Genomic DNA, 12,968 nt, shown 5'->3' on the forward strand with positions numbered 1-12,968 from the left:
GACATCGCCTGCATCTCGCAGGTCGTCGCGGGCGACCCGAGCTGCTCCCCGGTTGATCCTGACTTCAACCGCGACGGCAACGTCGACCAGGACGACATCGCCAGCCTCGAGCAGGTCGTCGCCGGGTCGCCCTGCCCGTAACACGGCGGCCAGAGGCCGACCGAGCCCGATACACGGGGCGCGGCGGCCACCGGACCTCTCTGGTTAACACACTGCTGACGTGACCCACGCCCCGGGCCCCGCGCCCGGGGCGTTTTCTTTCCATAGTTTCCGCGTCAGTACTGGGCGGCGTGACCGATCACGGTTTTTCGTCGCTCGGATTGTCGGTTTCGGGGTTCTTGGGGTCGCCGCCGCTCGATGAACAGTCTCGTTGACGGGGTTCGGACGCGCGGTAGGCTGCGGGCACGCGGCCGTCCGGAGAAGACGGCACGGAGGGGCATTCATGAACACGACGCGTTGCATGTCTGTTGTTTCACGCGCACCGCGCGGGGCGGTGTCGGCGTTGGTGCTGTGGGCGGCGTGCGGGCTGGCGATCGGCGAGCCGGAGATCATGATCGTGAGCCGCGACGGGGCGGCGCCGACGTACCGGGTCTTCACCGGCCCGGGCCCCGGGAGCGTGTCGAGCCCGCTGGGCGCAGGGCAGCGCGTGGCGGTGCGCGACCTGAACAACGACGGGATCGACGACATCGTGGTCGCGTCGGGGCCGGGGTCGCCCGGGCAGATCGCGATCCTCTCCGGCGACAGGACGCGCCCGCCGCTGACGGTGAGCGTGAACCCGTCGTTCACGGGCGGCTTCACGGTCGCCATCGGGAACCACGCGGGCGACGCGGCGCCGGAGATCGTGCTGGGCCAGGAGACCGGCGGCGGGCAGTTCCTGGTGCTGAGCAACACGGGCGTGCTGCAGTTCGGCGTCACGCCCTACAGCGGGTACACGGGCGGCGTGCGCGTGGCGGCGGGCGATGTGACCGGCGACGGCCGCGCGGAGATCATCGCGGCGCCGACGGTCGCGTCCCCGACGCGCCCGGTGCGGGTGTACGCGGCGGACACCGGGCAGATCCTCGCGAACCTGTTCCCGTTCGGCAACGGGTTCACGGGCGGGGTGACGGTGGCGACGGGCGATGTGAACGGCGACGGCACGGGCGAACTCGTCGTGTCGCAGCTCGGCGTGACGGGCGACGCGACCACGGGCGCGCCGGTGCGGGTGCTGCACGCGCTGACCGGGGCGGTGCTCGCGGAGTTCACGCCGTTCCCGTCGTTCCTGGGCGGGGTGCGCGTCGCGACGGGCGACGTGAACGGCGACGGGGTGTCCGACATCATCGCCGGTGGGGGACCGGGCGGCGGGCCCCGGGTGCGCGTGTTCTCCGGCAGCGGCGCCGAACTCGCGTCCTTCTTCGCGTTCGACCCGACGTTCCTGGGCGGGGTGTCGGTCGCGGCGGGGGGTACGCAGCGCGACGGCGTGAGCGTGCCCGCGGTGTTCGCGGTGCCGGAGATGGGCGGCGATCCGGTCGTGCGGGTGTTCACACAGCCCTTCCCGCAGACAATCGTTCCCGCTTCGCAGCAGGGCGGGGCGACGATCACGGTCGGAGACGTCGACGGCGACGAGCTGGCGGACCTGATCTCGGGCTCTCGCGCGGGTATCCCGAAGATCTGGATCACGAGCAACTTCCGGGCGGATGCCGGCGGGCTGCCCAGTTCGGTGAACATCCCCGCGCCGCCCAACTTCACGGGCGGGGTCTTTGTCGCCGCGGGAGACCTGGACGGCGACGGCGCCAGCGAAGTGGTCGTGTCGCTGTCGTCGGGCGAGCCTCGGGTGCGGATCTACGGCGGGCAGCCGCTGACGGAGCGTGCATCGTTCTTCGCGTACGACACGAGTTTCACGGGCGGCGTGCGCGTCGCGACCGGCGATGTCAGCGGCGACGGGATCGACGACATCATCGTCGGCACCGGGCCGGGATCGGCGGGCGGGCACGTGCGGGTGTTCGACGGGCCGACGCTCGACCCCATCCAGTCGCTGTTCCCCTTCCAGGACACCGGCTATTCCGGCGGGGTGTTCGTGGCGTCGGGCGACCTGAACTTCGGCGGCGGCAACGAGATCTTCGTGGGCCAGGATGAGACAACGGCCGCGGCGCCGCGCGTGCGGGTGTTCGCCAACCAGTTCGGAACGCCCGGGATGACGATGATCGCCGACTTCTTCGCCTTCGAGGATGCGAACTTCCGAGGCGGGGCGCGCGTGGGCGCGGGAGACGTGAACGGCGACGGCGCCGCGGACGTCATCGTGGGCGCGGGCGCGGGCGGCGGGCCTCGGGTGCGCGTGTTCGATGGCCAGACGCTGGGCGTGCTCGATTCGTTCTTTGCGTACGACCCGTCGTTCACGGGCGGGGTGCACGTGGCGTCGGTGCGACTGCCCACGCCGCCGGCGTGCGATCCGGACTTCAACGGCGACGGCAACGTAGACCAGGACGACATCGCGTGCCTCGCGCAGGTCGTGGGGGGCGACACGAGTTGCTCGACCAACGACCCGGACTTCAACCGCGACGGCAACGTGGACCAGGACGACGTCGCGTCGCTCGAGCAGGTCGTCGGCGGTGCGCTGTGCCCGTGACCGGACGGTAACGGACACGCGTGACACGCACAGAACGGCACACCCCCGATCGAAGATCGGGGGTTTTGTCCGTGAAGTTTCGGCGAAGTTTTGGGGCGCGTTTCTGCCGGGGGGAGAGCCCCGAGGGGGCACCGGGCACCGGGCACAAGCCACTGGCGCGTCGGGTGTTGCTGATGGCGGGCGGGCGGGCAATGCCCGGAAGTGTGAAGGTGGCGCGAGCGATCTGAACGCAGCGCTTGCGCCAGGCGCTCGCGCGGACAGGGCGGGCGCGGCGCGCGCGTCGCGGCTGGCAGTCGCGACTGATATCGACGGCGCGCGTCCGGGCGGTGCTCGCAGAGTCATCGCGGGGGGCGTTGAGACGGATTCAGAGGGAGCATGAACATGCGCAAGATGACGGTGATTTCGGCGTGCGTGGTCGCGGCGATGGCGGGTCAGGCGATGGGGCAGTTCACGGGCCCGAGCAGCTCGCAGAGCCCGTACGTTCTGCCGACGGTGCCCGGCGTGACGACGACGAGCATCCTGACGGTCGGTGACAACGTCGGCGGGTACCGCATGGTGGGCATCCCGGACGGCATGGGCGCCTTCCGCGAGCAGTCCAGCGGCGACTTCACCCTGCTCATGAATCACGAGCTCGGCTTCACCTCGGGCGCCGTCCGCGCTCACGGCCAGACCGGGGCGTTCGTTTCGCGCTGGACGATCAACCCCGGCACGCTCGCGGTGACCTCGGGGCGCGACACCGCCACGTCCTCGGCCGACGCGTACGAGTACTACTCCGCGACCGGCACGTGGAGCAACGCGGCTCACCCCTCCCAGCGTTGGGGTCGGTTCTGCTCGGCTGACCTCGCGGCGCCGACCGCGTACTTCAACCCGGCGACGGGCCTGGGCACCAACGCCCGCATCTATCTGAACGGCGAGGAAGTCGGCGCGGAAGGCCGCGCTTACGCCCACATCGTGACGGGCGCCGCGACGAACCAGTCGTGGCAGCTCCCGCACATGGGCAAGTTCTCGTGAGAGAACGCCGTTTCGAGCCCCTACGCCCAGGACAAGACGATCTCGATCGGCCTCGATGACTCCACGCCCGGCCAGGTGTACATGTACGTCGGCCAGAAGCAGGCCGCCGGCAACGACATCGAGCGCGCGGGGCTGACGAACGGCAACCTCTACGGCGTGCAGGTGACGGGGATCTCGGCCGAGCCGCGGGCGACGGGCGCCTCGGGGCGCTTCAGCCTGTTCAACCACGGCGACGTCTCGAACCGCACGGGCGCGTCGCTGCAGTCCGAGTCGGTGGCGAACGGGGTGACGGACTTCCTCCGCCCCGAGGACGGCCAGTTCGACCCCCGCCCGGGCAAGCAGAACGACTTCTACTTCGTCACCACTGACCGCTACGACAACACCAGCACCGGCGGCACGACCGTCGGGCGCAGCCGCCTCTACCGCATGCGCTTCGATGACATCACCAACCCCACCGGCGGCGGCGAGGTCACCGAGCTGCTGAGCACCGCGGCCGGCCCGCAGATGATGGACAACATGACGGTCGACAAGTTCGGCCGCATCATCATCCAGGAAGACATCGGCGGCCAAGACGCGCTGAGCAAGATCTGGATGTACGACATCAACTCCGGCTCGTTCCTCCAGATCGCGCAGCACGACCCGGCCCGCTTCACGCCCGGCGAGCCCGGCTTCCTCACCCGCGACGAAGAGTCCTCCGGCGTCATCGACGCCTCGGACATCCTCGGCGACGGCTGGTACCTGATCAACGTTCAGGCCCACTACGGCATCCCCGGCGAACTCGTCGAGGGCGGCCAGCTGCTGGCGATGTACATCGATCCCACCATCCCCGCGCCGGGCGCCGCCGCCCTGCTGGGCCTGGGCGGGCTGTTCGCCGCCCGTCGCCGTCGCGCTTAAGTGGTTGCGTTGACGAAGGGAACCGGTAGACTCACGCAGGCTCGGTCGGGGACACCCGGCCGGGCCTTTTTCTCGGGCCGGCGGCACACCGGCGCGGGAGCCAAGGGTGGAGGGATGCGCATGAAGAAGATGATTACTGCGGCTGTGTGTGCGCTCGCGTCGTCGCTCGGGCTCGCGGAGACGGTGACGCTGTCACCCATCGCCGACGCGACGCTGTTCGACGGGCTGGACCAGAACAACGCGCACGGGGCCGGGCCGCACGTCTTCGTGGGCGTGACGCGGGACGCGTACGCGCGCCGGGCGCTCGTGCAGTTTGACCTGAGCCAGATCCCCGGCAACGCGGTGATCTCGGGCGCATCGCTGACGCTGACCGTGACGCGGCACCTGATCGGAGAGCCGCTGGTCACGGTGCACCGGCTGACCTCGGAGTGGGGCGAGGGCCCGACGAACGCGGGCGAGCCCGGCGGGCAGGGGGCCCCGGCGCTGGCGGGTGATGCGACGTGGGTGTTCCGGTTCTTCGGAACCGACAACTCGTGGAACAACCCGGGGGGCGACTTCGAGGGCGCCCCGAGCGCGCAGACCGTCGTGACCGGGTTCGGGACGTTCACCTGGTCAGGCCCCGGGCTCGTCGCCGACGTGCAGGCCTGGGTCAGCGGGAACGAGCCGAACTTCGGCTGGCTGCTGCGGGGCGGCGAGGACTCGACCTTCAACGCCAAGCAGTTCGGCTCGCGCGAGAACGCAGACCCGGCCGTGCGCCCGGTGCTCGTGGTCGAGTACACGGTGGCGCCGGCGTGCGAACCGGACGTGACGCAGGACGGGAACGTCGATCAGGACGACATCTTCTGCCTCGCGCAGGTGGTGGCGGGTGATCCGTCGTGCTCGTCGCTGGACCCGGACTTCAACCGTGACGGCAACGTGGATCAAGACGACATCGACGCGCTCGCGCAGGTCGTGGCCGGGCAGCCGTGCCCGTAAGACGGGGCCGCACGAGGGCGGCATAGAGTTATTACGTTGCCGCGGGTCCGGTGTGCGGGATCGCGGCACGGAAGCGAGGGAGAGAGACGCATGAGCAGGAACGGCGTGTGGGTTGCGTGCGCGTGCGCGCTCGCGGCGGGGTCGTTCTCCTCGTCGGCGCGCGCGGACGTGCTGATCGACAATGTCGGCGAGCCGACGAGGGACACGACCATCTTCTCGACGGTGGCGCCCGATGACATCTGGGGCGCACAGGCGTTCTTGGTGAGCCGCCGGTACACCCTGGATTCGGTGCAGATGCTCCTGTCGGGCACGCAGGCCGGGAGCGACGTGGTGATCGAGCTGCGCGAGGGCGCGGACCCGAGCGGCGTGGCGGTCGCGACGTTCACGCTGCCGCCCCTCCCACCGGGCGGGCCCGAGGTCGTGACGCTGGTCCCCGACGCGCCGTTCACGCTCCTCCCGAACACGCAGTACTGGATCGTGATAGGCGTGCAGAGCGCCGGGGCGATCGGGTGGTCGTACGCCGACGGGAACGCGAACTCGGGGACGGAAGCCATCGCGGCGTACTCGTATTCGTTTGATATGGGCGTGACGTGGGGGGTGCAGGGCACCGACAACCCGTACCAGTTCCGCATCGACGGGACGCGTACGTGCGACCCGGACTTCAACCAGGACGGGAACGTGGACCAGGACGACATCGAGTGCCTGGCGCAGGTGGTCGCGGGCGACCCCTCGTGCTCGCCGCTCGACGCGGACTTCAACGGCGACGGCAACGTCGATCAGGACGACATCGACGCCCTCGCGCAGGTCGTGGCCGGGCAGCCCTGCCCGTGATGGACGGGCGGTTCGTGCGCGAGATGTTCACGTCTGATTGAGGCCTCGTGTCGGCGGGGCTACAAGTGCGTGAAGTCTGTGTCGGAAGCTGGCGGCGCGCCGGCCCCGAGCTAGTGTGACTGCGCGGCGTGGGAACGTCGCGGAGGCACACGGATGAAGTCGCGCGCGCGACGTGCGTTCACGCTGATCGAACTGCTCGTGGTCATCGCGGTCATCGCGCTGCTGATCGGCATCCTGCTGCCCGCGCTTGGCAAGGCGCGGGACGCGGGACGGCAGGTGAAGTGCCTGTCGAACGTGCGGCAGATCGGGCAGGCGGCGCTGGGGTACGCCCAGGATTACAAGGAGCAGCTCTGGCCGCCCTCGCAGTGGGCGCGATTGCCCAACCCCAGCGGGACGGAGCGCGGGCTGCTGTACGACTATCTGTCCAACGTCGACGCAGTGACGGAGTGCCCGGTGAACAAGCGTCGCAACCCGAACGGGGGCGACGGGAACAACATGCACAACACGCTCGCGGACCTCGACTTCGACTACACGATGGTCGCGACGATCGGGGGCATCCGGCTGACGACGCAGACGCGGATCGGGTACATCCCGCCGACGATGACGCCCCGCGGATTCCTGCTGAACGCGGAGGCATCGGCGGTGCTGACGCACCTGCGCGCGATGCCGGTGTTCGTCGAGGAGAGTTCGTACTGGTACAACGCGTCGATCGAGGACGGGCTGTGGGGGAACGAGGACCAGGTGACGATCCGCCACGCGAAGGGCGGGCACGCGACGTACCTGGACGGCTCGGCGGACCTGTGGCGCGCGCCGTCGGGCCCGTCGGAGCGTGACATCGACGGCGACTTCATCGCGAACCACCTGTACGTGCAGTTGAAGCCGGCCGACCCGGTGTGGTTCCAGTTGGACGGGCGCCGAGGCCGCCCGTGGGGATGGATCAACAACCCGCGTCCCTGATGGTGATGTCTGTGGAGAGATCCGACGCCGCGGGCGTCGGTGGATGTGTGTGACCGCTCGGAAGGAGACACAGGAATGAACCGTTCGACCGCTCTGCTCGTGCTCGTTGCGATGGCCGGCGCCGCCGTGGCGCAGCCCGTTCCGCCCCAGCCCACGCCGAACGTTCCGGTGGGGAACGACGTGTTCGGCGATCCCATCCAGGGCCCGGGCGCGTGGCCCGCGTCGCTGAGCGCCGCGACGATCCGCGTGAGCCTGCCCCAGAACACGGTGAACGGCCGGTTCGGCAGCAACGCGCTGGTCGTGAACAACCTGGTGTCGGGCCCGTTCCGGTGGACGTCGGGCAACACGAACGAGGGCGATATCGACTTCGTGATCGGCCCCGCGCAGCCGGGCGACGAGCGCTCGTACCCCACGTGGGCCGGGTGGGACGCCTTCCGCGAGAGCGGCGGGCTGAGCTTCCCCAATCTCACGCTCAACCCGCTCTCGCCGGTCTTCCCGCTGCCCGCCTCGCAGTGGCCGGACTCGGAGAACTGGGGGCGCCTGCGCCTGACGGGAAGCGTGCAGTACGCGCTGCCGAACTTCGCCTGGGGCGTGCACCCGGCCCGGGGCGTGATCATCGCGACGACCGCCGTGGACGGGCGTGACAACGTGAACTTCGACCGCTTCGACCGCACGACGGCGATGGGCACGTTCTACGCCCACGCCCACGTGACCGACGACGGCGGCGACTCCACCGGCCGCGGCTACAGCCCCATCACGGGCGACTTCCGCGGGACGGGGCTCTACGTCTCGACGTACGTCGTGGGCAGCCGCCCCGGCGAGCAGGACGAGGCCGTGGTCGACGTTTCCGCGGCGTACTTCCCCTACGAGCAGGGCTGGATCGGCGGGTACTGGACGCCCGTGGACAGCACGGGCGCGCCGAACTGGCGCTCGCGCGACGGGCTGCTGTGCGCGTCGCCGAACCTGTCCTCGAGCGTGGTCGCCTCTACGGACTTCCTGTTCGCCCGCTACACGATCACCCTGCCCGAGGTCACGCCCGCCGACGGGATGCTCTTCGCGCAGAACGTGAACGACACCAACGAGAGCAGCATCCTGGGCGTGCTCCCCACCGCGACGGGCTGGGACATCGCCCAGCGCTACGACGAGGTCATCGACACCGCGGGCACGGCGTCGTTCGCCTTCAACGACGGCGACGCGCGCTTCGCCTTTGTGTTCGTGCCATGGAACTCGTGCGGGCTCGTGGGCGCGCACATCGCCGGAGACGGCTCGACGATCCGCGGCGCGGGCGCGTTCACGCTCACCCGCGCGAGCGAGGGCGTGTACCAGGTGCGCATCGCCGGGGCGACGTCCTCGACGGGCGCGCTGCTCGTGCACAACGCCGGCGCCACGCCGACGGACGCCACCATCCCCGACAACACGTTCTACAGCGTGAACTTCGTCTCCGGCGCCGACCCCTACTTCGAGATCCACTCGCGCGTGCTCGCGACCGGCGCGAACACCTGGGGCGAGAGCTACCCCCACCGCGACTCCTCGTTCTACTTCATGTATGTTGACTTCACCAACCCGCCCGCGCCCGCCGAGTGCGCCCCGCCCTGCGACCCCGACGTCAACCAGGACGGCAACGTCGACCAGGACGACATCGCGTGCCTCGCCCAGGCCGTGGGCGGCACGCCCGACTGCCTCGGCGGCGGCGTCGACCCCGACTTCAACCGCGACGGCAACGTCGACCAGGACGACATCGCCTCGCTCGAGCAGGTCGTCGGCGGCGCGCCCTGCCCGTAAGCCTCCGGTTCACGTGAACCGGTCATCGATCGTTCGAGCACGCCCCGGAGACGGGGCGTGTTCCTTTTTGGGCTTGAGGTTTGGAGCACCGTCGGTAGCATGCGTGGCGAACGCGCGTACACCACGCACGCTTACGCATCCCGACGCACCCAAGAGGAGCCCGACCATGCGCACGTCCGCCGCTCTGTCCCTCGCTCTCGCCGCCGGCGCCGCCGCCCAGACCATCACCTGCCAGCCCGACGGGCACGGGAACGATGTCGTAGTCGAGCTGTGGGACTCCCCCCGGCCTCTGGCGCTGCCGGGTGGCGGGTACACGGATCGCGTGGCGGCGGAGTTCCTCTCGCTGAACGTCGACCCCGAGGGCGACCTGCCCAAGGAGGTCGCGATCACGCCGGACGGGCGCACCGCGCTCGTGGTGCACATGGGCACGCTGCCGCTCTCGGGCGGGCTGCTGAGCTTTGTTGACATCGCGACGCAGACCACGACGGGCTCGGTCCCGCTGGGGCAGTTGCCGGTGCAGGTGGCGGTATCGCCCGACGGGCGATACGCGGTGACGCCCAACGTCTTCTCGAACGACGTGACGATCGTGGACCTGACGACGCGGACGGTGGCGTTCACCGTGCCCGTCACCGGAACGCAGCCCTTCCGCGCCGAGATCACCAGCGACAGCCGCTTCGCGATCGTGGCCGTGACGAACAACGCGACGACCACCGCGTTCGCCGTGATCGACCTCATGACGGGCGTGGAGGTCCGGTCGATCCCCGCGGGCTCGCAGGGGGCCATCGGCGCGTGGGGCACGCCCGAGTTCGGGATGAGCGGCCCGCTGCACAGCAAGTTCACGCTGACCCCGGACGGCACGCGCATCCTGCTGCCCGTGAGCACGACCGCGGCACCTCGGTTCGCCGTCTACGACGTCGCGACCGGCGTCGAACTCGCGTCCATCCCGGTGGCGGCGAGCCCGCGCAGCGTGGACGTCAGCGCGGACGGCACGCGGGCCGTCGTGGGGCACGAGGGGAGCGCCCAGCGCGTGAGCGTGATCGACCTCACGACCAACACGCTGCTGGCCAGCCACCCGACGGGCGTGAACCTGTCGGAGCAGGTGATCCGCCTCACGCCCGACAACTCGCACGCGATCGCCGCGATCAGCAACAACGTGATCTTCGTCGATCTCGCCAGCGGCGTGGTCGACGCGACGATCATGACCGGCAGCGTCGGCGACATCGAGATCGTCGACTCGACCACCGCGTTCGTCTCGAACTTCAACTCGCGCGTGATCGACATCTCGTCGCGCACGCTCGTCGCGACGCTCCCGCTGGCGGCGTGCGTGGAGACCGCGGTGACGCGCGGGATCTCGCCCGCCCGGGCCGTCACCGTCAACAGCCGCTTCCGCGAGGACGTGCACTTCTACACCATCACGGGCGCCACGAGCACGGCCGACGGGTTCATCCGCAGCGGGCCCTTGCCCGAGGCCGACGCGACCAAGCCCCTGGCCATCTCGCCCGACGGCGCGACGCTGGTGGCGGGCAACCCGGTGTCGCGCAACGTCTCGATCATCGACACGGGCTCGCGCACCGTCCGCGCGACCATCGACACGGGCGACCGCATCGGGGGCGTGGCGGTGACGCCCGACGGACAGACCGCGGTCGCGGTGAACTCCGACAGCAACACCGTGTCGATCATCGACCTGAACACCGACGCGGTGGTCGCCACGCTGCCGGTCGTGACGCGCCCGTGGCATGTCAAGATCTCGCCCGACGGGTCGACGGCCGCGGTGCTCACCGTCGCCGGAACGGACGCGATCGTCTTCATCGACCTCAACGGCGCCGCGAGCAGCATCATCGGCTCGACGATCGCCGGCCAGACGGGCTCGGCGCAGGGGTACGCCTACACGGACGTGAGCGGGATCGAGTTCAGCCCGGACGGCGCCACGCTGGCCGTGTGCCGCAGCTTCGACGACCTCATCCGACTCATCGACGTCGGCACGCGCGCGGTGATCGCCGACGTGCCGGTGGGCGACTTCCCGATGCGCATCACCTTCACGCCCGACGGCGCCAAGGCGTTCGTCACCAACGCGTTCAGCGACTCCGTGCAAGTCCTGGCGATGAACGGCGCCGCCTCCTCGGTCGTCGCGACGATCGCGGGCATCGACTTCCCCTTCACCACCGTCATCGACGCGGCGGGGCAGTACGCCTATGTCAACAACGTGGGCACGTCGCCCCGCATCTCGATCTTTGACGTCGCGGCGAACGCGCTGCTCACGTCGCTCACGCTCTCGGGCGGCAACCCGCGCGACATGGTGCTGACGCCCGACGGCACGCTGCTCGTCGCCGGGGCCGACACCACGGGGGGCAAGCTGTACGTCGTGAACGCCGCGGGCGCGTCGAGCAGCGTCGAGGAGATCGTCCCGCTCGCGGCGTCGCCCTTCATGATCGTGCACGCCGGCGACATCGCGGCGATCTCGCAGCCCGTGCCCGACGGCGTGGACCTCGTCGACTTCGGTGCGCCGTGCGACCCGGACGTCAACCAGGACGGCAACGTCGATCAGGACGACATCGCGTGCCTGGCGCAGGCCGTCGCGGGTAGCCCGGAGTGCCTCGGCGGCGGGGTCGATCCCGACTTCAACCGCGACGGCAACGTCGACCAGGACGACATCTCGAGCCTCGAGCAGGTCGTCGCCGGCGCCGAGTGCCCGTAGACCGACAGGATCGACGACGCGTCGCCGGCGGCCCATCTGCGGCCGCGCGCGGGGGTCCAAGGCCCCCGGGTTCCTGCGCTGCGCCGGGTCTGAAGTGCGGGCGACAGGACTTGAACCTGCACGGCCTTTCGGCCACGGGAACCTAAATCCCGTGCGTCTGCCATTTCGCCACGCCCGCGTTCCTCATCCATCGTATTCGAGGCGGGTTCGCACCCGATCGGACCCCGCCCGCAGCGCGTTGGCGCTGAATGTGCGGCGGGAACCCGCGGCGTGCCGACGTATCGGGGTTCGGCCCGGGCCGCGGGATGAACGGAACCCGCGGGCGCCGACGCCGAACAACCGGCCGAGGGAGGTTCGCGTGCCCGCCATGTCCCGTTCGCAGATGCTCGCGCCGCTGCTCTTGCGCCTCGCCCTCGGCGTCACGTTCGTCTGGGCGGGCATGGGCAAGTTGTTCGCCGAGATGGACGTGCAGGGCGAGCGGGCCGCCATGCTGGCGAACTGGGGCTCGCTCGAGAAAGCGCCCGCCAAGACTCCGCCCGCGCCAGAGGGCGACGCGATTCCCGGCGAGGCGCGGCCCGAGGGGCGGCCCGACGCCCAGCCGGACGAGCGGCCCGTGCCGCGGGACCCATTGCCCCCCGCCACGCAGGGGCGCGTTCGGCCGGCGTACTTCGCGGACACGTACGACGCGTCAGACTTTCCCGAACCCGTGCGCACGCGGCGCGTGAACGGGCTGGCGCTGCTCGTGCACGCGGCGGCGTTCCCGCAGGCACGCGAGGACGGGTCGACCCCGATGGCGCTCTGGCCCGGGTTCGCGGCCCAGGGGCGCATGCCCGTGTATGTCGCGTGGGGCGTGGCGCTCACCGAGCTCGCCGGGGGCGGGATGCTGCTCATCGGGCTGCTCACGCGCCTGGCCGCCCTGGGCATCGCGGGCTCGATGCTCGGCGCGATGTGGCTGACGGAGATCGGGCCGGCCATCCAGAAGGGGCAGACGGTCCTCGGCTTCCTGCCCGATCGGCCCGGGCTGTACACGCCCGCGATGTCGCCCGACGGGTACGTGAGTCTGCTGTGGCAGGCGGCGTTGCTCGCGATGGCGCTCGCGATCGTGCTGCTGGGCCCGGGAATGCTCGCGCTCGACCACGCGATGCGCTCCTCGCCGGTGCGCCCGCCCGCGCCACGTCCCGCGCCGACGCACGAGTGACGCGCGCCGTCCGCTTAGAATGA

Annotated in this window: 9 protein-coding genes and 1 tRNA gene; 9 read left to right on the forward strand and 1 reads right to left on the reverse strand. The window is 70.4% G+C overall.

Features of this window, described 5'->3' with window-relative positions:
• The first annotated feature begins 442 nt into the window (after nucleotides 1-442).
• From SFY69_07405 to SFY69_07440, 8 genes are all read left to right on the forward strand, one after another.
• Nucleotides 443-2,602: a hypothetical protein gene (locus SFY69_07405; protein MDX2131861.1), complete on the forward strand. Its 2,160-nt coding sequence runs from the start codon at nucleotides 443-445 to the stop codon at nucleotides 2,600-2,602.
• Nucleotides 2,603-2,977: 375 nt separating this feature from the next.
• Entirely contained in the window at nucleotides 2,978-3,613 is a 636-nt protein-coding gene (locus tag SFY69_07410; GenBank protein MDX2131862.1) for a hypothetical protein, read from the forward strand.
• A gap of 75 nt (nucleotides 3,614-3,688) precedes the next feature.
• Nucleotides 3,689-4,507, forward strand: coding sequence for a hypothetical protein (locus SFY69_07415; GenBank protein MDX2131863.1), 819 nt, complete (start codon nucleotides 3,689-3,691; stop codon nucleotides 4,505-4,507).
• Between the two features lie 120 nt (nucleotides 4,508-4,627).
• Nucleotides 4,628-5,482 carry a DNRLRE domain-containing protein gene (locus tag SFY69_07420; GenBank protein ID MDX2131864.1) on the forward strand — a complete coding sequence of 285 codons (855 nt, stop codon included), beginning with the start codon at nucleotides 4,628-4,630 and terminating at the stop codon, nucleotides 5,480-5,482.
• Nucleotides 5,483-5,572: 90 nt separating this feature from the next.
• The gene (locus SFY69_07425) at nucleotides 5,573-6,313 is read left to right on the forward strand and encodes a choice-of-anchor R domain-containing protein (GenBank protein ID MDX2131865.1); all 741 of its coding nucleotides are present in this window, start codon (nucleotides 5,573-5,575) and stop codon (nucleotides 6,311-6,313) included.
• Between the two features lie 153 nt (nucleotides 6,314-6,466).
• Nucleotides 6,467-7,270, forward strand: a complete 804-nt coding sequence (locus SFY69_07430) for a type II secretion system protein (protein ID MDX2131866.1) — start codon at nucleotides 6,467-6,469, stop codon at nucleotides 7,268-7,270.
• Between the two features lie 75 nt (nucleotides 7,271-7,345).
• Nucleotides 7,346-9,052 carry a hypothetical protein gene (locus SFY69_07435; GenBank protein ID MDX2131867.1) on the forward strand — a complete coding sequence of 569 codons (1,707 nt, stop codon included), beginning with the start codon at nucleotides 7,346-7,348 and terminating at the stop codon, nucleotides 9,050-9,052.
• A 166-nt stretch (nucleotides 9,053-9,218) separates the two neighbouring features.
• Nucleotides 9,219-11,747: a hypothetical protein gene (locus SFY69_07440; protein MDX2131868.1), complete on the forward strand. Its 2,529-nt coding sequence runs from the start codon at nucleotides 9,219-9,221 to the stop codon at nucleotides 11,745-11,747.
• A 95-nt stretch (nucleotides 11,748-11,842) separates the two neighbouring features.
• Here the strand turns inward: SFY69_07440 and SFY69_07445 are convergent.
• Nucleotides 11,843-11,925, reverse strand: a tRNA-Leu gene (locus SFY69_07445).
• A 189-nt stretch (nucleotides 11,926-12,114) separates the two neighbouring features.
• Here SFY69_07445 and SFY69_07450 point away from each other — a divergent pair.
• On the forward strand, nucleotides 12,115-12,945 hold the full coding sequence (locus tag SFY69_07450; protein MDX2131869.1) for a DoxX family membrane protein: 831 nt from the start codon (nucleotides 12,115-12,117) through the stop codon (nucleotides 12,943-12,945).
• Nucleotides 12,946-12,968 lie beyond the last annotated feature (23 nt).

It is taken from the genome of Planctomycetota bacterium (assembly GCA_033763975.1).
Classification (GTDB): Bacteria; Planctomycetota; Phycisphaerae; order Phycisphaerales; family UBA1924; genus RI-211.